15 protein-coding genes and 2 riboswitches are annotated in these 22174 nt (G+C 39.4%); of the genes, 12 read left to right on the top strand and 3 right to left on the bottom strand.

Annotated elements, in window-relative coordinates:
- Positions 1-317 precede the first annotated feature (317 nt).
- Both RGB74_RS18535 and RGB74_RS18530 read right to left on the bottom strand, forming a co-directional pair.
- On the bottom strand, positions 318-842 hold the full coding sequence (locus tag RGB74_RS18535; protein ID WP_310760737.1) for an ECF transporter S component: 525 nt from the start codon (positions 840-842) through the stop codon (positions 318-320).
- A 401-nt stretch (positions 843-1243) separates the two neighbouring features.
- Complete coding sequence (locus tag RGB74_RS18530; protein ID WP_310760736.1) at positions 1244-1735, bottom strand: hypothetical protein; 492 nt, start codon at positions 1733-1735, stop codon at positions 1244-1246.
- Between the two features lie 353 nt (positions 1736-2088).
- Between RGB74_RS18530 and RGB74_RS18525 the strand changes: the two genes are divergently transcribed.
- From RGB74_RS18525 to RGB74_RS18510, 4 genes are all read left to right on the top strand, one after another.
- Positions 2089-3852: a LytS/YhcK type 5TM receptor domain-containing protein gene (locus RGB74_RS18525; protein WP_310762928.1), complete on the top strand. Its 1764-nt coding sequence runs from the start codon at positions 2089-2091 to the stop codon at positions 3850-3852.
- The gene (locus RGB74_RS18520) at positions 3845-4591 is read left to right on the top strand and encodes a LytR/AlgR family response regulator transcription factor (protein WP_310760735.1); all 747 of its coding nucleotides are present in this window, start codon (positions 3845-3847) and stop codon (positions 4589-4591) included. The genes RGB74_RS18525 and RGB74_RS18520 overlap by 8 nt, the downstream gene beginning before the upstream one ends.
- Positions 4592-4725: 134 nt before the next feature.
- Complete coding sequence (gene cstA / locus RGB74_RS18515) at positions 4726-6522, top strand: carbon starvation protein CstA (protein ID WP_310760734.1); 1797 nt, start codon at positions 4726-4728, stop codon at positions 6520-6522.
- Positions 6523-6806: 284 nt separating this feature from the next.
- A complete protein-coding gene (locus RGB74_RS18510) occupies positions 6807-7514 on the top strand; it encodes a hypothetical protein (RefSeq protein WP_310760733.1) in 708 nt (235 codons plus the stop codon).
- A 351-nt stretch (positions 7515-7865) separates the two neighbouring features.
- Here RGB74_RS18510 and RGB74_RS18505 read toward each other — a convergent pair whose 3' ends face one another.
- Positions 7866-9383, bottom strand: coding sequence for an alpha/beta hydrolase (locus tag RGB74_RS18505; RefSeq protein ID WP_310762927.1), 1518 nt, complete (start codon positions 9381-9383; stop codon positions 7866-7868).
- Between the two features lie 239 nt (positions 9384-9622).
- On the opposite strand from RGB74_RS18505, the gene RGB74_RS18500 reads away from it, so the two are divergent.
- From RGB74_RS18500 to RGB74_RS18465, 8 genes are all read left to right on the top strand, one after another.
- Positions 9623-10597 carry an AAA family ATPase gene (locus RGB74_RS18500; protein WP_310760732.1) on the top strand — a complete coding sequence of 325 codons (975 nt, stop codon included), beginning with the start codon at positions 9623-9625 and terminating at the stop codon, positions 10595-10597.
- Positions 10597-11874 (top strand): DUF58 domain-containing protein, encoded by a 1278-nt coding sequence (locus tag RGB74_RS18495; protein WP_310762926.1) that lies wholly within the window; start codon positions 10597-10599, stop codon positions 11872-11874. The genes RGB74_RS18500 and RGB74_RS18495 overlap by 1 nt, the downstream gene beginning before the upstream one ends.
- Complete coding sequence (locus RGB74_RS18490; protein ID WP_310760731.1) at positions 11861-14068, top strand: DUF4129 domain-containing transglutaminase family protein; 2208 nt, start codon at positions 11861-11863, stop codon at positions 14066-14068. The genes RGB74_RS18495 and RGB74_RS18490 overlap by 14 nt, the downstream gene beginning before the upstream one ends.
- A gap of 40 nt (positions 14069-14108) precedes the next feature.
- Positions 14109-14210: riboswitch (purine riboswitch) on the top strand.
- Between the two features lie 244 nt (positions 14211-14454).
- A complete protein-coding gene (guaA, locus tag RGB74_RS18485) occupies positions 14455-16011 on the top strand; it encodes a glutamine-hydrolyzing GMP synthase (protein ID WP_310760730.1) in 1557 nt (518 codons plus the stop codon).
- Between the two features lie 102 nt (positions 16012-16113).
- Positions 16114-16215: riboswitch (purine riboswitch) on the top strand.
- Between the two features lie 117 nt (positions 16216-16332).
- Complete coding sequence (locus tag RGB74_RS18480) at positions 16333-17631, top strand: NCS2 family permease (protein ID WP_310760729.1); 1299 nt, start codon at positions 16333-16335, stop codon at positions 17629-17631.
- A 162-nt stretch (positions 17632-17793) separates the two neighbouring features.
- Positions 17794-18543 carry a prepilin peptidase gene (locus RGB74_RS18475; RefSeq protein WP_310760728.1) on the top strand — a complete coding sequence of 250 codons (750 nt, stop codon included), beginning with the start codon at positions 17794-17796 and terminating at the stop codon, positions 18541-18543.
- Positions 18544-18647: 104 nt separating this feature from the next.
- Positions 18648-20318, top strand: coding sequence for a transglutaminase domain-containing protein (locus tag RGB74_RS18470; RefSeq protein ID WP_310760727.1), 1671 nt, complete (start codon positions 18648-18650; stop codon positions 20316-20318).
- 177 nt (positions 20319-20495) lie between these two features.
- Complete coding sequence (locus RGB74_RS18465) at positions 20496-21929, top strand: nicotinate phosphoribosyltransferase (RefSeq protein WP_310760726.1); 1434 nt, start codon at positions 20496-20498, stop codon at positions 21927-21929.
- Positions 21930-22174 lie beyond the last annotated feature (245 nt).

The following is a 22174-nucleotide window of genomic DNA, read 5'->3' as shown; positions in this document are numbered from 1 at the left end:
GCTCATTTGTATAGCTTCCACCCTTGAGTTTAACATAAAACGTTTTACATACGGCTGTTCTTTCAACCGGTGTAGTTGATCTCCGCTCCAGGATGCTCGCTTTCCGCGGGGCGTGCGGTGAGCCACATTGGCGCTACGCACCTTTAAGTGTCTCACCTGTCACGCTGATCCCGCAGGAGTCTCGCACCTTGCTCTCCAATCAACTTGCACATGTAGATTATGCCAAAAAAGCTGCTAACCACCTTCAAAAAAGTCCAACAAAAAACCCCTAAAGTATCTTTTAAAAAGATTTGCTCTAAGGGGTTAATGACTAAAAACTATATCGCTCTATTCTTAATGCGCGCTACTAGCGGCACTACAATAATACCAGCAATCACAACTTGCAAAATGTTGCCGGGAATTGATCCGAATGGCTGAATCCAGTTCCCGTAAAGGATAATTTCAGTAAAATAATAGCCTACAATTTTTATAATAAGTGCTGCTGCAACGGCGATTGAGTTTACTACTACTCTTTTGCCGGGTACTTTTTCCGATATAAGACCTGCAACAAAGCCCATAGTTCCTACGATTACAAAAGTAAATGGCGCCCACGCAGTCCAGCCGGAGATAAGATCAAACATGCCCATACCGAAGGCACCTGCAATAGCTCCTGTTTTTCTGCCGAAAACGAATGCTGCGACAAATAAAGGAACGTTTCCGAGATGAATCAGACCGCCGTTACCCATGATCGGAAGCTTTAAGTTAATGAACATTGTAGCTACAAGAGTCAAGGCGATGAAAAGTGCGTTGATAACTAATGTCTTTGTTTTAGTTGTTTCTATCGATGAGTAAGTTGTATTCACAAAATAACCTCTTTCTTTTGATCGTATTATCTTATTTTCTTTATCTATTATTGAAGGGGATTTCCCACTCATCTATTATATCTGTCTCTTACGCTTTAGAAAATAGTGAATAATGAAAAGGCTATATCTCCCAACACGAAAGAAATCTAATTGCTTGTTTTATTAATGCGCCATTTAACCAAAAAAGCGGCTAATTGGCATTTTTTTCTTTATATCGCTAGGCGATATAACTTGCAAATAGAGGTTAAAACCTTCATATTGAGCAAAAAAGAGGTTCGACCTGAGAAGTAATGTTAAGTGCGAATATGATATTTTAATCTGACATCGTAGCGCTTATATCGTTACGCGATATGGCCAAACACTTAGACGATACAGCCAAAACGAACGAGTTTTTTGTGTATTTAACACAAAACTATTATTCTATATGGTGTGGTTTGGGCGGGGATACTTTGTGTAACAGCCCCATATATCACAATTAGATCACGGTTCGCGGGTCTTTTGGAAAAGGCTTGCCCATTTGTTAATACTATTCGAGTATATGGAGAGATATTTAATTTTAATTGTCCATCACTACTCTCCAACTGATTATTAAAATAATCCACTTTTACATTCTGATATGGACTATCTTTTACCATGACAAGTGCTTGATATTGTGGAGGGTAAATAAGAAGAGCGGGTGCATTCCCATCATAATATCCAGTTACGCGATCTCCTATTGCCACCATTACATGATCTACAAAGTAAGTTGAAGGTGATACTACAAAATTTACTATTGCTCCCGATCCGTTTTCAATAGATATTAATTTATTACAGCCTTCTCCTTCACCATCTTGACCAGTATAAAAATCACTAATCATGGTGATAGTTCCACGGAAAGAATAAAAATTTGTCATACACATACCTCCAATGCTTAAAACCTCTAAACAGCAGGTGATTTCTATGTACAATATGTAGGTTAATACCTAAAGGACTGTGTAGATACCCATAAAGGTTAGAAAATGTTCAGTAAGCTATGAGTAAGAAATTCAATCTTAAATCATGTAGATTGTTGATATATGCAAGTGCTGCCAACTTACAAAGTTTATAAAAAGGAATTTTGTATCATTGATAAATAGATCCATCATTAAAAATAAACCCTTTTTGGATTTAAGAGGTAAGTGTGACAAAATGGACAAATACTAAATATAGCATTAGGATTTTTTTAAGGTAGGCACACAAGATGTTTTTTTAGGAGGAGGGGGTTACACTGTTTGAGCTTTTGCCTTTAATGTTTGAGCGGGCGGGCATTCTCGTCATGGTGGCTTTTTTACTTTCTAGAATGAAATCATTCCGTCAAATTGTTCATCAAGAGCATGATAGAAAAGAGAAAATGGTTCTGATCGTCATATTTGGCGTCTTCGGAATCATAAGCAACTATACCGGTGTAGAAATACATAATGGTACCATTATGTCACAGACTTGGCAGGCGGATGTGGATTATGACGCTGCGATTGCAAACACCCGTATTATGGGAGTTGCCATAGGTGGTTTGTTAGGCGGACCTTTTGTCGGCTTAGGTGTAGGATTGATTGCAGGTATACATCGTTTAACCCTAGGTGGATTTACTGCTGAGGCATGTGCGGTCTCCACTATTTTAGCTGGGCTTATTACAGGTCTTTTAGGGAAGCGTTATGGAATAATCACAAAGAACAAGTCACCATGGGGAGCTGTAGCAATAGGGATCTTAATGGAATGCATCCAAATGGGAGTTATATTGCTCATCGCGAGACCTTATGATGCGGCTTTTCATCTGGTCGAAGTTATTGCGGTTCCCATGATTTTAATCAATGGACTCGGTACACTTATATTTATATTAATCATCCAGAGCATTTTAATGGAAGAAGAGCGTACAAGGGCGCTTCAAACCCACAATGCCCTTCAGATTGCTCAGCAAACACTTCCTTTTTTTCGCCAGGGTTTAAATCTCCATTCATGCGGTGAGGCTGCAAAAATTATATTAGAAGGAACAAAAGCGGATGCGATATCGATAACGAATAAAGAACAGGTACTTGCCCACGTTGGCGCAGCCTCAGACCACCATAAACCAGGGCAGCATATGGCAACACTGTTAACGAAAAAAGTACTCGACCACGGAAAAATTATAATTGCGAGGTCAACAGATGAAATACAATGCTATCGTGAAAATTGCTTGTTGCAAGCGGCGATCGTCGTTCCTTTACAAGTTCACCGCCAGACGGTTGGGACATTGAAGCTTTACTTCGTAGATGAGAATAAACTGGATCAGGTAGAGCACGAGCTTGCGGAAGGCTTGAGCAGGCTTTTCTCTACACAGCTGGAACTAGCAGAGGCAGAACAGCAGCGGAAACTATTGAAGGATGCAGAAATTAAAGCATTGCAGGCACAGGTTCACCCGCATTTTTTGTTTAATTCTATCAATACTATTTCAAGTCTGGTTCGGACAGACGCACAAAAGGCGAGGAAGCTGCTGATCAAATTAAGTGTGTTCTTTCGCAGTAACCTGCAAGGTGCCAGGCATTTGCTGATTCCGTTAGAAAAGGAAATGGAACACGTTGAAGCTTATTTATCGTTAGAGCAAGCTCGTTTTCCAGACAAGTACCAAGTGGATTTTGATATTCATCCAGAATTGAACCATGTACTAATACCGCCGTTTACACTTCAGCCTTTAGTTGAAAATGCCATTCGCCATGCGTTTTCGAATATGAAAAAAGGAAGAGTAATGGTTACAGCTTATACAGATCACAATAAAATGGTTTTGATAACGGAGGATAATGGTAAGGGAATCCCTGCACAACTGATGCAATCGATCGGTAATAAAACGGTTCAATCCGAAGAAGGGACCGGGACAGCTTTATGGAACATTCAAAAGCGGATGAAAGAGATATACGGGACGGAAGGTTCCTTTTTGATCGAAAGTGAACAAGATTCAGGTACAAGGGTTACCATGATCCTGCCTTTAACCCAAAACAAGTGGAGTGAAGAATATGTTTAAGGCATTTATCGTTGATGATGAACCGTTAGCCAGAGATGAGCTGGCATTTCTTTTAAAAAGAAGCAAGCAAGTGGAAATTGCAGGAGAAGGTGACTCTATAGAAAGCTCATTAAGCCAAATTCAAGGATTACAAATTGATGTAATTTTTTTGGATATTCAACTGGCAAATGAAAGCGGTTTGGATTTAGCAGAAAAAATAATGAATCTCGATCCACGACCAGAAATTGTTTTTGCAACAGCTTATGATGAATACGCGCTTAAGGCATTTGAATTACAAGCCATTGATTACATTATGAAACCTTTTGATGAATCCAGAGTTCTTCAAACGGTAAAAAAACTAGAAAAAGTACTCAAGAGCAAAGAAAACAGAAACAATACTTTAATGGATAACAAGCTAACCTCTGATAAACGGAATGATAAATTGGCGGTGACAATGGATGAACGAATCGTTTTGATTCCTGTTCATGAAATTGTATATATCGGGACAATTGAAGGAAGAACGGTTATCGTGACAGATAAACAAAGATATCAAGTGAATGAACCTTTGATTACTTATGAGAAAAAGCTTCAACAGAAATCTATCGTTAGGGTGCATCGCGGGTATTTAGTCAATTTGGATAAAATTGTGGAGATTCAGCCTTGGTTTCACTCCACCTATAACCTGATCATGAAGGATGGGGAGAAAATCCCCGTCAGCCGTACGTTTACAAAAGATCTTAAGAAGCATTTTGGCTTTTAAACGCTGTATTTGAACAGTAGGACTTTGCCATTCATCCCCTTATTTCTGCATTTGAAAATGAAAACTCTATGTTAGCGTTTTCATTTAGTAAGATGAAAGGTACAGAAACGAAAAAAGCAGAGGGGGAGAATAAAATGAATGCGGTTACAATTGTTATTGGATCCATTTGCATACTAATGATCGCTTATCGGTTATATGGAACATTTATGGTTGCAAAAGTCATGAAATTAAATAATTCAAAGCCAACCCCGGCACACGAATTAAATGACGGAAAGGATTATGTTCCTACAAATAAATGGGTGTCATTCGGACATCATTTTGCCGCCATTGCAGCTGCTGGACCGCTAGTTGGGCCAATATTAGCAGCTCAATTTGGATATCTTCCGGGGCTGCTCTGGCTATTGATCGGTGCAGTAATCGGTGGGGCTGTCCATGATGCGGTTGTATTGTTCACATCCATGCGCAAAAAAGGAAAATCTCTTTCAGAGGTAGCAAAAGACGAGTTAGGTCCTGTAGCTGGTTTTTGTACAGGCCTTGCGATGCTTTTTATTATTACGATTACGATGGCGGGACTTTCAATGGTTGTTCTTCATGCTCTTGAAAATAACCCATGGGGTACATTTGCTGTCGGAATCACCATTCCAATCGCTATGGGAGTAGGTATCTTTTACAAAAAAACCGGCAATTTAAAATTAACTTCAACGGTTGGGTTTATTTTACTCATGGTCGGTGTCTTCATGGGACCGCAGATTCAAGGGACTGCTCTTGGAGATTTGCTGACTCTTGATTCAAAAACGTTGGCCATCATTTTGCCTATATATGCTTTCTTTGCAGCAGCGCTGCCTGTCTGGCTATTGCTCGCACCGAGGGATTACTTAAGCAGTTTTATGAAAATCGGTGTATTTATTGCCTTAATAATCGGTGTCTTTATCATTAATCCATCGATTGAATTCCCTGCTTTCACAAAATTTGTTGATGGCGGCGGTCCGATTTTAGCTGGTCCAGTTTGGCCATTTATCTCAATCACGATTGCCTGTGGTGCGATATCAGGATTCCACGCTTTTGTTGGATCAGGTACGACACCTAAAATGCTTGATAAATGGACAGATATAAAGGTAGTTGGTTTTGGAGGAATGCTCGTTGAATGTCTAGTTGCCATCATGGCATTAATCGCAGCTACTGCTCTTCAGCCGGCAGACTATTTTGCCATTAACTCAACTCCTGAGGTCTTTAAAACATTAGGCATGGATGTCGTTAATTTGCCTGAACTCAGCCGTGAAATCGGTTTGGATTTAGAAGGTAGAACAGGCGGAGCGGTAACCCTTGCCGTTGGGATGACGTACATCTTTACCGGAATTCCATGGTTCGCTAAACTAGCAGCCTATTTCTTTCAGTTTGTCATTATGTTCGAAGCCGTGTTTATTTTAACTGCGATTGATGCAGGAACACGTGTTGCCCGATATCTGATTCAGGATTTCTTTGGTGATTTCTATAAGCCGATGAAGAAAACAGATTGGATTCCAGGGTCTATTATCGCAAGTTTTCTTGCTTGCTTTATGTGGGGATATCTTCTTTATTCAGGGGATATTGGTTCGGTATGGGCGCTATTCGGGGTATCCAACCAGCTGATGGCATCGATCGGATTAATTATTGGGGCCACAGTTATATTAAAAATGGCCGATAAAAGAAGATATATGCTCACTTGCCTCATTCCGCTAGCCTATCTATTTGTAACGGTCAATTATGCAGGATACTGGATGGTCAAAAATGTTTACTTAAACCCGGCAAATCCGGGGTACAACATACTGAATGCGGTACTTTCAGTGATCATGCTGGTTCTCGGTGTCATTATTTTGGTGGCGGCTGTGAAAAAATGGGCAGAAATATGGAACTCGCCTAGCAGACAGATGGAAGAAGCGAAATCTGCATAGTATTTACTATTCAAAACGTTCAAACGTGTTTAAAACCGCCAAATTTTTATTTGGCGGTTTTTTTAATGAGTCCAAAACTTAATTAATAGGGCATAGAATTTCTTGATAAAAAATGAGATGGAGATTTCTTGGTATAAATTTATGTGAAATAGACGTATCGCTACTAATAGCTTCGAAATCTTATAGAAATCGGCAAATAGGCTTCTATAGCTTCATATCGCTAGGCGATATGACTTGCAAATACATAAAAAAACCCTCATATTTAAAAGAAAAGGAGGTGCGATATGCGACGCGATATACAACCGAATGAACGAGCTTTCTCCTCCAAAGAAGTAGCAGAAGAAGTAGGGATTGCAACTCCTACTGTACGAAAGTATGGTCAAATTTTAGAACGGAATGGCTATGAGTTTTTAAAGGATGGCGATCGCCGTATTTTTGTTCAATCTGACATCGAATCACTTATAGCGCTGCGCGATACGTCCAAGCCATTAGATGATACAGCAAAAGATCTTGTGGAATTACAAAAAGAAAGATTAGAAGTATCAAATGAAACAGATATAGCGATACCCGATACATATGGAAATTTACCTCAAGATCCCAACCAATTAAAAGAGGTCTTAAGGGTTTTAGTTAATGAACTGGCAGCCACACGGGAAATGAATGCCCAACTGACGAGCGATATGTCACAGCTTAAAGTAACGATTTCCCGACTTCAGCAAGATCATCATGTTATAAGTTCCAGTATTGGAAATGCAGCTCAGAAAACGAATAGTAGAATTGAAAAATTAACGGAACAGCAAAAGAATCAATACGAAACATTGTTGGAGCAAGAAAAACAAAAAAGTGAACTTCTACAAAAAGAAATACAAAATTTGCGTGATGAGCAAAAAACAGAATGGCGTTTACAAAATGATTTTAATAAACGTTTAGAAGAAGCGATGCAAAGATCGAAAGAGAAAAAGGGAGGCTTTTTCTCCTTATTCCGAAAATAGGTTATTTTCCTAATTGAGTTTCCGCAGTAGGAACGGTTTCTTTGTCTCATATCGCGGGGCGATATAAGTAATTCTATTTGTTCTAATATCAAGTGATTTATATCGTTACGTGATACGGATAAACTCCTAGAAGCTGCAAGGAATGAAAAGAATTTATGGAAAAGATGTAGCGGCACCCGATACATAAACTTGGAATTATAGAGATTGTCATTATTCCTTTTCAACATTTCCCGAGAAATATCTACAAATTACGAGTAGTTATCGACAAAATGAAATGTGTACTAAAAATATAGATTAGTATAAAAAAGGTCCTAAGCAGATTAGCTCTGCTATTGGACCTTTTCTAATCATTTAACGAGGATCTCTTTCTTCACCGGTTTTTAAATCAATTACTTTTATAGGGTTTATGGGTGATCCTACAGTTTTATTTCCTGGAGCCGGGTTCTTGTTCTCAACCCAATCTACAAGGAGTTCAAAGGACTGGTGTGCATATGGCAGTAATGGCTGCAGTTTTTTATCAGAATCAGTTGAGTTATTCCACACAAGACTATCAACATGATTCCCGTTTTCAATGGTATAAAGCCGATGCAGTTTCTCTTTTCCTGCTTTTTTTACGAGCTTATGATAACCATCAGCATGAATTTCAGGAAAAATAAGAGAATCAAGTGAACCAGTAATCGAGATTAAAGGTACGTCGATATCACCTGTATTTGCAATCTCTTTAATGTTTTCTTTCACTTCTTTTGGACGTGTTACATAACGATAATCATTGAAAATATCATCATAGGCACGATCACGAACTCCGTTAATAAAGTTTAAGTAATTTCTCCAATCTATCCTGCCAGGTGCTTGAGGATCAAAGTGATCGCGATAAATGTTGAGGGATACAAACCAATACACTTGATCATGATACGCCCAAAGTTTTTCAGATCCTTTTGGAAGACCCGCTTTGTACATTTCCTTCATTGCTTTCTCATGATCTTTGCCTTCTCCATAAATGGCAGAGTCCGCGTTGTTTACGACTGTTGTTAATGAACTAATTAAGTTCGGTGATTTTTCAGTCCATAGAACACCCTCCCAATCTACACCTCCATCAAAAAGACGGGGTTCTCCCGTTTTTTCAGGAGCATCGTGTTCCAAAGCAAAACGAACAACATATCCACCATTTGATATTCCCATCGCATAGGTTGGAACTTTATGCTGGCCAGTTACTAAATCACTTGCTGGGTTAGACTTTTCCTCAGGATTAATAAGTTTATCTTCGTAATTTTGTACTAAATAGTTTTGAGCTGCTTTTGTGATCTGGCGAAATCTCATATTCCATTCCGCAACACTATCGTCTTCTTGAACGAGTGCATTCTTAACTTTTGCAAGAGGATCAGTTGGATCAGCTTCACCTTGAGTTCCTTTATCGATCGCAGCAAATGCGAAGCCTTTTTCTAACACAAAATCACTGAAAAGGAGATCCGTAGAAGTTTCATTCCTTGTTGCCGGGATTCCGGAAACAACCAGTTTGCCATTCCATTTATCAGGAACACGAATAACAAACTGGGCATCATCGAATGATCCCGTTACTTGAGTTCCTTTAAGAGGGGCTGGGTCATACATTTTGTGCCAGCCTGTACTAGCTGAAGGGTTTCCCCAGTTATAAGGGGCTAGACCGAGATTGCCGAATAAAGTAGCTTGCTGATATTGTGAAGGGTTCTTAGTTGTGAGCCAGTTGTTATCTTCTCCATCAAAGTACGTTTGCCTTACTGAATGTGCTCCCGGGATAAGGGTGTTTGTTTCTGCGGATTGTGCTTGAGTTGCTGTAACGCCGGCGGAATCAAAGGAAAAGAGCAAAGAGGAAGCCACTGTGAGTGCTAACATTTTTTTCAGATTAACCACTCTCCTAAAGTAAAATATTGTAAATCATTTTCATTTTACTTCCTTTTATCTGATCAAACATGAGCCTATTGTCATTTTGATAGAGCAATAGATATGTATTTCCCGAATTTTCTCTTTTTTTGTAATAAAAACAAGGAAAATCGTTTCTCCGATGCGAATTTAAATAGAAGGAACGTTATTACCTTAAAAAGAGAGACAGATATGTTAGAGGGGAGTCTATCATGAGTACAAAAAAAGATCATTCATTCGAATATCACCCACAGCTAAGAGGCGTTATCGCAAATGTAGAAAAAGTAATGGTAGGTAAGAAAAGGGTTACAGAATTAACGCTGGTATCCTTATTAGCTGGGGGGCATGTACTGCTAGAAGATGTACCTGGGGTAGGTAAAACGATGATGGTTCGAGCGATCGCGAAATCTCTCGGTCTGACATTTAACCGTATACAGTTTACACCGGATTTATTGCCATCCGATATGACCGGTGTCTCGATATATAACCAGAAAGACATGTCTTTTGAATTCAGACCAGGACCGTTAGTCGGAAATGTTGTGCTGGCCGATGAAATCAACCGTACATCGCCTAAAACACAGTCAGCTCTTTTGGAGTCAATGGAAGAAAAAAGTATGACTGTAGATGGACAGACACACATCCTGCCAGATCCATTCTTAGTTATGGCGACTCAGAACCCGATCGAATATGAAGGGACTTATCCGCTGCCAGAAGCACAGCTCGACCGATTTTTAATGAAGCTGACGATGGGGTATCCAACACCTGAAGAAGAGTTTAACGTGCTGAACGTCATTGGAAACGAACATCCGATACACCTGCTGACATCAGCTATCTCACAAGAAGAAATTATGGAACTGAAAACGGCAGTGAGAAATATTTACGTATCGGATTCTGTGAAGCGATATATTGTTGAACTAGTTAACCGTACACGTAATCATAAATCGATTTCTTTAGGAGTAAGTCCGCGTGGATCACTTTCTCTTTTAAAAGCGGCTCAAGCCTATGCATTATTAATGAACCGTGATTTTGTAATCCCTGATGATATTAAATATTTGGCACCGTTCGTCCTCGTACATCGTGTGCTTTTAAAACCCGAAGCTCGTTTTGAAGGTGTTACTGCCCAAGAGGTCATTACTGATCTTTTGGCACGTGTTCCGGCACCTATCCATAAGGAACAGCATGCGTGATGAAAGTGAAGGCAAATCTCAATAAATTTTGGGAGCGATTTAAAACGCCGATCGGGTTTTCAGGGATCATTATTTTATTACTTATCACTTTTTCATTTGCTATGTTTCAGGGAGGCTTTGTAAGCTGGTTCTTGTTTTACAGCATTCTTCCTGTTGTTTTGTATTCCATTCTTATGGCATTTTATCCGATACATTGGCTGAAAATTGAAAGAGTCATCTCAAAAGATAAATTTATGGCTGGAGAAGAAATCACCGTAACGATTACCCTTACACGCCGCAGTAATTTTCCTTTGTTTTATCTCGTTGTAGAGGATTTAATTCCAGAGAGCTTGAAGCGGGAAGCTCGCTATGATGGAAATGCCCATCAAGTACAGTCGCGAATCTTGATGTTTCCTCTTTTTCGAAAACGTCTGAAGTATACGTATACGATCAATCCTGCTCCTCGTGGTTTGTTTAAATTTGACGAAATCATGGTGAGAACAGGCGATATCTTTGGCTTTGTTTTAAAAAGTACAGCTGTTTCGATACGAGATCGAATTTTTGTTTATCCGCAATATCAGGAAATTGAACGCTGGGAAACAGGTAAAATGCTTCAAACTGGTATGAAGAAGGTAGGAAAGCGTTCGTTTACGGACTATACGTCAACGGTAAGTGTACGTGATTATGTAGCAGGCGACAAAATGAGCTGGCTTCACTGGAAAGCAAGTGCACGCTCAAACAAATTACTGACAAAAGTGTTTGAACAACAGCGAAATGACGATTTTGTGGTTGTTCTTGATCATTGTGAAAAAAGCTATGGAACAAACGATTGGCTGTTCGAACGTGGTGTCTCTCTTGCTGCATCCCTTGTTCATTATTCCATTTCCAAAGGCGGATCGATCGGCTATCACCCTTTTAAAGGAAAAGAAATACCGATGAATATTGGGGTTGAGCAAGAGTGGCGTATATTTCACGAACTTGCAAAAGTAAAAGCTGACGTGACAGAAATTTTTGAAGAGCGGCTTAAGCAGGAGTACATGGTTGGCCATATGGAAGGGAAAACGGCATTGATCATTTCGCCGAGGCTAACCGAGTATACAGTAAAAACACTGGAACTGTTGAGTGCAAGACAGCAGACGAACGTTATTTTCTTTCATCTCTCAGCAGATTCGAGGTTAAATGCACATGAACTTACATTTATTAACCGAATCAGGCAGTTTGGAATTCCTGCTACACCTATTATGGGATCTGATTTTAGTGAATCATTGAAGGCAGGTGGAATATATGCCTCAATCTAATAATAAACAGCAGCAATCCACGCTTCATACGCTTGTTCTATACAGCTTGGGTTTTCTTTTACTATGGGAATGGCTGAGGCCGCTTAAGGATTTGACAACAACGGATGATATTCAAATCTTTGTTATGTACACGGTATTTTTATTTATCGTCACATACTTTCAGCTGCCATTATGGATTTCTTTTCCGGTCAAATTAGGAGCACTTTTTTATGCTTTGCATTCTCTGTACTTTTTTGATGTGTTTTTATCGTTTAAGTGGGTTCCGTATTTAATAGATGATGTTAAATTCAACTTTAATCTGCTTATGGACCAGAAATGGGATGAGATGACTTCACTTAGCCGGTCATTACTTTTTTTCGTATTATTGTGGCTGATTGGTTATTTGATGCATTATTGGCTTATCCAGACGAGACGTATCTTTTTGTTCTTCTTAATAACGGTTATCTACATTTCCCTTTTGGATACGTTTACGGTTTATGATGGGAAGTTTGCAATCATCCGGACAGTATTTGTGGGATTGCTGCTAGTTGGTATTTTGAGAATGATGAAGATTATAGAAACAGAAGGATTTTCTTTGTTAAAAGGAAAGTTCCCAGTTCTTTGGGTAGCACCGCTTTCGGGAGTTATTGCACTGTCATCGGCTTTAGGATATGTAGCACCAAAAGCATCTCCGATTTGGCCGGATCCTGTTCCCTACTTAAAGAACATGTCGGGGAAAGGGAATGAGAAGGATGGAATTGGAGGTAAAGGCGGGGTTTCTAAGATCGGGTATGGAACAGATGATACACAGCTCGGGGGACCGTTTGAGTTTGATTACACACCAATTTTCACAACGTATGATAATGGACGGCATTATTGGAGAATTGAGACGAAAGAATTTTACACCGGAAAAGGATGGGAAAACAGAATTCCGACTCAAGCGATCTCTCTAGAAGCGGGTCAGCCATCAGCCAGTCAAACGAATTACACAAGGATTTGGGAAGATGGCATCGAAATGGAGAAAAAGACCGCTAAGATTGAGCCTGTGAAGGGGAAAGAATATCCGTTTCTGATGATTCCAGGCAAATTAACAAAAATTGACGCTGATCCGTCAACCGTTTTTCAATTTGACGGCGTGTCTGGAAAAACGCTAACGTTTCAAGATTCACAAGAGGTGAAGCTTTCAGAGTATACGATGGATTATGAGCTTCCAGTATTAAAAGAAGAACAAATGAAAGCATCGACAAATCAATATCCTTCATTTATTACAGAAAATTATTTGCAGCTGCCGAAAACACTGCCGCAGCGAGTAAAAGATTTATCCAGCAAGATTACTGCGGATAAGCCTACGATTTATGAAAAGGTAAAGACCGTGGAAGAGTATTTTGCCAAAAACGGATATGGGTATAACACGATTGAAGTGGCAGTTCCGAAAGAAAATGAAGATTATGTTGACCAGTTTTTATTTGAAGACAAAAAAGGATATTGTGATAACTTTTCTTCTACTATGATCGTTATGCTGCGTTCCATTGGGATTCCTGCACGATGGGTCAAAGGCTTTACGCCTGGAACCTTTGAAGGCATGACGAAGGACGGTAAAAGAGAATATACCGTAACAAATGCTAATGCCCATTCATGGGTTGAAGTATATTTTTCAGGTATTGGCTGGATGCCGTTTGAGCCAACACGAGGATTTACAAATCCTGTTCAGCCTGCAGCAGATAAGAAAGACAGTTCAAACGCAGGTGCACCAGTACCAAAACAAACGGATAAACCAGAAAAAAATATGGACGAAGGCAGTAAATCAGCTTCTGATTCCTCAAACTCTGTATCGTTCATGATAATGACTGGTTATTTGATTGCGGGTCTCTTGATCCTCTTAGCTGTAACAGCACTGTTGGCCTTTTTATTCCGAAAAAAATGGCTGCGTCAATATACGATATGGCGCTACAAAAGGAAAAAAGGATCTGACACATTTGAAGAAGCCTTTGAAAAACTTCTATGGCTGCTTAACGTGTACGGCATTAAAAGACAGCCCGCCTATACGTTAAGAGAATACGCACTGCATGTGGATCGGTCGCTCGATTCAAAAGACATGAAAATTTTAGCTAAAGCTTATGAAGGCGTCCAATTCAGCCAAAATAAGAGAAGTGATTTATGGAACGATTTCCATCGTGAATTGTGGGAAAATTTAATTAAAAGAATCCGCCCTTGACCGCTATAACAGGCATTGTTAGAATGTCTTTAAGATTATAGCGTCAGATCATATTCTCCTTCGTATATCCTCGATAATAAGGTTCGAGAGTCTCTACCGGGTCGCCGTTAACGACCTGACTATGAAGGCAGGGTTCTTTTATAGTTGTAAATAAAGAATTCTGCCTTTGTTTTTCGTGTGAAAACAGAGGTGGAATTTTTTCTTTTATAAAGAAAAATTGGCTGACGCCATGCAGTTTAAGTCAGCCTTAGCTGCACTTATACTATCTGCTTAAAACTTGTTTGCTGCGTCGTTTAACAATAAGTTAACAAGTTGTTCTTTTTGATAGTGTAAAGAAAGACAAGCTGACGGATACTATAGCTGAGAATAATAGATGGGGTGAGTACATGGACGTAACGAATGATTTGCACGTAACGAGTGAAATGATCGTGGTATTAGATTTTGGCGGACAATACAATCAATTGATTGCACGCCGTATTCGCGACTTAGGAGTATATAGTGAGCTGCATCCGCACACTACTACCGCGGAAGATATTAAGAAATTGAATCCTAAAGGGATTATTTTCTCTGGAGGACCCAATTCTGTTTATGCAGCAGGTTCACCTGCATGTGATGAAGCCATTTTCGATCTTAGCATTCCTGTACTTGGAATCTGCTATGGTATGCAATTGATGAGCCATCACTTTGGCGGTAAAGTAGAGCGTGCCAGCCACAGAGAATACGGAAAAGCAGAAATTACGATTACTAATCCAAACAAACTGTATGATGAGCTTCCACAACAGCAAATCGTTTGGATGAGCCATAGCGACCTTGTTGTTGCTCCGCCTGAAGGGTTTGTAACAGATGCAACTAGCATTTCTTGCCCTGTTGCAGCTATGAGTGATGTATCTCGTAAACTTTATGGCTGTCAGTTCCACCCGGAAGTTCGTCATTCAGAATACGGTAACGAGTTCCTTAAGAACTTTGTTTATTCTGTATGTGAGTGTGAAGGAAACTGGACGATGGAAAACTGGATCGAAGACGAAGTACAGAAGATCCGTGATATCGTTGGAGATAAGAAGGTTTTATGTGCAATGTCAGGCGGAGTTGACTCTTCAGTCGTTGCTGTTCTTGTTCATAAAGCAATTGGCGATCAGCTTACGTGTATTTTTGTTGACCATGGTCTTCTGCGTAAAGATGAAGCAGATCAAGTTATGACAACGTTTAGCGAAGGATTTAACATTAACATCATTAAAGTAGATGCGAAAGACCGTTTCTTAAGCAAGCTTGCTGGTGTTTCTGATCCTGAACAAAAACGTAAAATCATCGGAAACGAATTTATCTATGTGTTTGATGAAGAAGCTTCAAAGCTTCAAGGGATTGACTATCTTGCACAAGGAACGCTTTACACAGATATCGTTGAGAGCGGTACTGCAACTGCTCAAACAATCAAATCTCATCACAACGTAGGCGGTCTTCCTGAAGATATGCAGTTCACATTGATCGAGCCGCTTAACACATTGTTCAAAGATGAAGTTCGGATTGTAGGTACGGAACTCGGAATTCCTGAACACATCGTTTGGCGTCAGCCGTTTCCTGGTCCTGGACTAGGTATTCGTGTACTTGGTGCGATTACAGATGAAAAGTTGGAAATTGTTCGCGAATCTGATTTCATTTTGCGTGAAGAGATTGCAAAAGCGGGATTAGAGCGCGATGTATGGCAATACTTCACCGTTCTTCCTGATATCCGCAGTGTAGGTGTAATGGGGGATGCTCGTACGTATGATTACACAATCGGTATTCGTGCCGTAACATCTATTGACGGTATGACATCTGACTGGGCGCGTATCCCATATGATGTATTAGAAAAAATCTCTACTCGTATCGTTAACGAAGTAGATCACATCAACCGCGTCGTGTACGATATTACCTCTAAGCCGCCAGCAACAATCGAGTGGGAATAAGAGATTTTAGTAAAACACGAACGATTATATTAAAATAATATAAAAACATTCGGAAAAACAGTTGACGAGCGACAAAGTTCGACCTATAATCAAAATGTAAATAAATAATATATGATTTTCCTACGTATAATATTGGGGATATGGCCCGAAAGTTTCTACCAGACTGCCGTAAATGGTCTGACTACGGAGGATTAATGAAATGCTGCCGTATGCTTTTTTGTATGTGTTCATTTCTTTAACCTTTTCGTAATCAGGCTCATGGGCATGTCCCGTGGGTCTTTTTTATTGATATACGTGGATAGGTATAGGGGGAGAACAAAGATGGAACGGTATTTTGGTTTCAAAGAATTTAACACAACTTATAGAAAAGAAGCGATCGCAGGATTAACAACGTTTCTTTCCATGGCGTACATTTTATTCGTAAATCCAATGGTTCTTGGAGATGCGGGCATGGATAAAGGCGCAGTATTCACGGCAACTGCATTGTCTGCAGCACTCGGTACGCTGATCATGGGGATTATTGCAAAGTATCCGATCGCACTCGCGCCGGGTATGGGATTGAATGCCTTTTTCGCATATTCCGTTGTTCTAGTAATGGGCATTCCTTGGCAAACCGCTTTATCAGGTGTTTTAATGTCTGGAATTATTTTTATTTTTATTACATTATTTAAAATTCGTGAAACCATAATTAATGCTATTCCACAAGATTTAAAGTTTGCTGCCGCATCAGGTATCGGTCTCTTTATCGCTTTTATCGGATTAAAAAATGCAGGTATCATAACTCAAAATAAAGCAACACTCGTTTCACTTGGTGACTTAACTCAAGGAAACACATTGCTGGCGATTTTCGGTTTTGTTGTAACAATTTTAATGATGGTTCGCAACATCCGCGGGGGTATTTTCTTTGGAATGATCATCACCGCCGTAGTTGGTATTTTTGTTGGACTCATCGACAGCCCTCATAAGATCGTTGGTGCTGTTCCAAGTCTAGAACCGACTTTCGGGGAAGCTTTCAAACACTTTGATCAAATCTTCACGGTAAAAATGCTGGTAGTTGTCTTAACATTCTTCATCGTGGATTTCTTTGATACAGCTGGAACACTTATGGCTGTAGCATCACAAGCAGGTATCATGAAAGATAACAAACTGCCTCGCGCAGGAAAAGCATTGCTTTCTGACTCATCAGCCATTGCGGTAGGTGCTATCTTAGGAACATCTTCTACAACTGCTTATATCGAATCAGCATCTGGTGTAGCGGCAGGCGGACGTACTGGTTTTACTTCAGTAGTAACAGGCGCATTATTCTTATTAGCTCTTTTCTTCTCACCATTGCTAGTTGTTGTAACACCAGCTGTTACGGCACCGGCACTTATCATCGTTGGCGTATTAATGGTAAGGGTTCTTAATAAAATTCAGTGGGAACGACTAGAAATTGCCGTTCCAGCGTTCTTAACATTAATCGCAATGCCATTAACATACAGCATCGCAACTGGTATCGCATTAGGATTCGTTATGTATCCTGTAACAATGCTTGTAAAAGGACGCGGAAAAGATGTACACCCAATCATGTACGTACTCTTCGTTATCTTTATCTGTTACTTCGTATTTTTAATCGAATAGAGAAAAATTCATAAAAGGGATGTCCAAATCGGGCATTCCTTTTCTTTTGTTAAGGAAATAATTGCAGAAAATATAGCCGATATACCCGATATAGAGAGATGATTAATCACGGATTCTTCATTATAATTAATGGTTAGAAAGACAAGCGGGGGAGAAGTCGATATGGAAGCGATATGGAGTATATGGTTTTTTGTATTAGGAGCGGTGTTGGCTTCATTTGGAGGCGTAATCGGATATCGCCTGCCGAAGGGGATGAAGCTTGCCGGATCGGAACGTTCGCAATGCGATTCGTGTGATAGACAGTTGAAATGGTATGAATTGATTCCTGTTGTTTCGTATCTTACTACAGGAGGTAAATGCCGGACATGTAAAAAGAAGATTACCATTCTTTATCCCGCTGTTGAGTTATTTACGGGAGCAATGTTTGCGTTCTCTTACATAAAGTACGGATTTTCAATTGAATTATTAATTGCATGTTCACTTATCTTTTTAAGCTCAATCATATTCGTTTCAGATCTTTTATATTTCATTATTTCAGATAAAGTACTGATCGTGTTCTTTGTCTGGTTTTTTGCGTTGCTTTTTTTTATGGAATATAGGGGCTGGATCGACGCTATTGGCGGAGGTCTATTCGGATTTTTGTTTTTGTTCATCCTGGCTGTTGTATCGAAAGGCGGCATCGGTGGCGGAGATATTAAACTGATGGGTGTAATCGGTTTAGTTTTAGGATTTCAAGGAACTTATTTTACATTAATGATCGCTTCTATTACAGGTGTACTGGTTGCGATAGTAGGATTAGTGCTAAAAAAATATAACAGAAAAACAGCTATTCCCTTTGGACCTTATTTAGTGATAGGTGCACTGGCAACGTATTTTTATAAAGCTGAATTATTGGCTCTCTTATTTCCTTAAAAGATATTAGGACCGATTTTTTTATAAGTACTTGTTATAAAATGGCAACTAAGGGGAAAGTGATAATATTCAATTACTAGATTAATAATATAAGGAGAACCTTCATGAAAAAAATAATATCGAGTTCCCTTTTAATCTTTATGATCATTACAATGTCTGCTTGCAGTGCCCTTCAAGAAGCTTCCCAACCTCAGAACGAGGAAAAGAAAGACAAGTATACAGCATTGGCTGATAAAGAGAATAGAGAAGAGAAACTTGAGAAATTGAAACTCCTTCCATATGCGGGTCAGGTGGACGCCACGTTAACCAGCCCGAAATATAAAGAGTTTACAGCAAACTCAACGGTTCTTATTAAAGGAAAAGCGAAGAAATACAAAAATTTCAAAGCAGACTATGCCTGGATTGAAGTAAAAAGCGAAAATGATGGTCCTGGCGGCCGTGAATTTAGTTATTATGCTCCTATTAAAAATGGGGAATTCGAGAAAAAGATTAAGCTTTTTAACGGAAAAGGGAACTACTCTGTAAAAGTAAGTCTCCCAAGTGATAATGCCGAAGATTATTTTTATGAATTGGCTCAGTTTGATGTTGAAAATGTTAATCCCGAAGTAAATAGGGACATTCTTTTTACGAACAATGCATTAAAACATGGTTTAACGTTACAAAATGGTCTTGATGGATTTATGGAGAAGGATGGATCATTTGAACTGAACGGTAAAGTAGAGGATACGAGTGTAGATAAGCTGATGGTTGAGTTAACAAAGGACAGCGAATCTACGAATATAATCATTCCAGTTAAAGAAGGTGAGTTTTCTAAAAAAATTCCCCTTTACTACGGTCAAGGCGTTCATGAAGTGAAGATTATGACGCCAAAAGACGGAATGACTAATTATTATTCGGAAGCAGCAACTCTATACGTAGATAATTTATCAAACGAGAAATTTGAACCCATCCATTTTTCGGATGCTTATAAGGAAAAAGGATTCAATCTCGAAACTCCTGAAGTTGGCGGAGAAAAAACAGATTTAACATACAAAGTAAAAGGAAGCATCGATTCAAATGCTCCTGACGCAGATAAGACAAATGTTGTGTTTGTAACTACAAAAAAGGATGGTCTGGAAGCAATGTATGCTATTCCTGTAAAAGACTATAAATTTGAAGGCGAATTCTTTTTGCGATTTGGTCCAGGTAACTATGATGTTGCCGTAATGGCACCTGACTTTGCGATGACTAACGAATTTGTGCAGCATTTTACTGGTGTGGCAGGGTTTACGGTCGAGAACACAAACACAAAAGATCAGCGGTACACACTGCCTTCAAGAGGCATTCAGTCTGATGCACCAGAAATCCGGCGCTTAGCAGAGCAGCTGACTAAGAATAAGAAAATACAAAAAGATAAAGCATTAGCTGTTTATGAATATGTTGCAAAAAACGTAAAGTACGATTTAGATAAACTGAATAACCGTACATTTGAATTTGACGACAGCGCTCTAAAAACATTAGCTGAGAAAAAGGGAGTATGTCAGGACTTTGCATATTTAACAATTGCCTTACTCCGGGCAAGCGGTATGGAAGCTCAAATGGTAACGGGCTACGCGGGACAAAGCCATGGATGGGTGGAAACGAAAGTCGATGGACGTTGGCTGACAATGGATCCAACATGGGGTTCAGGCTACTTGCAAAACAACAAATTCGTACCAAAATTCACAATGGAGTACTTTGACCCGAATCCGGTTGAGTTTAAGAAAACACACACGAAGGAAGCGGTTGAGTACTAGGAGACTATGTATTTAAAATCTGTGATTCAAAAATTCGTCAAATAAGCAAAAAGTAAACAATAGAATTATAATAATAATAACTTCCCCGGTCTTATTTTTGAGAGACCGGGCATTTTTTCATGTTTAGCAGCGAATGAATTAGTGAAAAATGTAACAAGAGAAAGGCGGGGCCATTGAATGAGTTATGAAGATCTAGCATTACATACAGACAAATATCAAATCAATATGATGTACGCCCACTGGAAAAACGGTACTCATAATGGAGTTCGAGTTTTTGAAGCGTTCTTCCGAAAGAATCCTTTTAAAAGTGGTTATGCGGTTTTCGCAGGACTAGAACGAATCATTCATTATATTAACCACCTTCAATTTAAAGATGAAGATATTGATTATTTGAGAACACAGGAAGAACAATATGATGAAGAATTTCTAGCTGAGCTAAGAAATTTCCGCTTTTCGGGTGAGTTGTTTTCAGTAAAAGAAGGAACACTCGTTTTTCCGAACGAACCTCTTATTCGAATAAAAACACGTGTCTTTGAAGCGCACTTGCTAGAAACAGCTTTGCTCAATTTCATGAACTACCAGACATTAATTGCGACAAAAGCAGCCCGCATTCGTCATGTTGCACCGGACGATCAGTTGATGGAGTTTGGAACAAGGCGTGCCCAAGAGGCTGATGCTGCGATATGGGGTGCGCGTGCCGCGTATATTGCCGGCTTTAATGCCACATCGAATATGCGTGCAGGAAAACTGTTCGGCATCCCGACAAAAGGGACGCATGCACATGCCTGGGTCCAGGACTTTGATACAGAAGAAAAAGCATTTGAAAGTTTTGCAAAAGCGCTGCCTGATCAAAGTATTCTTTTAGTAGATACGTATAATACGTTAAAAAGCGGAATTCCAAATGCGATTAAAGTGGGACTTCATATGAAAGAAGAGGGGAAATCTCTGAAAGGTATCCGTTTAGACAGCGGTGACTTAGCTTACTTATCCATTGAAGCTCGTAAAATGCTGGATGAAGCGGGACTTGAAGATGTAGTAATTGTTGCGAGTAATGACTTGGATGATGATGTAATCAATGATTTAAAATCACAAGGTGCTCAAATTACATCTTGGGGAATCGGTACACAGTTGATTACAGCATCTGATCAGCCAGCTTTAGGCGGAGTATATAAAGTTGTCGCCAAATACGAAGATGAAGAATACGTGCCGACGATTAAAATTTCTTCTAATGTTGAAAAAATAACGACACCTGGTTACAAGACGGTATACCGAATCATTAACAATAAAGGAAAAGCAGAAGCTGATTACATTACAATGGTCGGCGAGGAAATTCCTGAAAAAGACCTTAAGCTTTTTGATCCGGTTCATACTTATAAAAGTAAAATAGTTCATTCATTCAGAGCAGAAGAACTTCTGCATCCTATATATATAGAAGGAAAGCTTGTTTATGAACTGCCTCAGCTTGATGAAATTCGCGACTACCATAACGCTCAGCTGAAATTGTTCTGGCCGCAGCATTTAAGAAGACTTAAACCGCAAGAATACTTCGTAGACTTATCAAAACAAGTATGGGAAACGAAAAACAATCTATTAGAAAAGTACTCCCAATAGCTGATTTACACCTCGTTTCTTTGATGAAACGAGGTTTTTTTACAAAAACTTTAAAAAGTCGTTGACGGGTCTCTAAAACGCTGATATAGTAATAAACGTTGTTGCTTTTCTTACATATTTATCGACAAATACTAACATAAACTTTTTTGAAAAAGTTGTTGCATCACATAATAGATATGTGGTAAGATAGTTTTTGTCGCTGCTTTAAGAGAGTGACGCGATAAAGTTCTTTGAAAACTGAACAA

The sequence above is a fragment of the Bacillus sp. NEB1478 genome (assembly GCF_031582965.1).
In the GTDB taxonomy this organism is placed as follows: Bacteria; Bacillota; Bacilli; order Bacillales; family Fictibacillaceae; genus Fictibacillus.
Note: the sequence above shows the minus strand (reverse complement) of the source record. Positions and strands in the feature narration are given on the sequence as shown.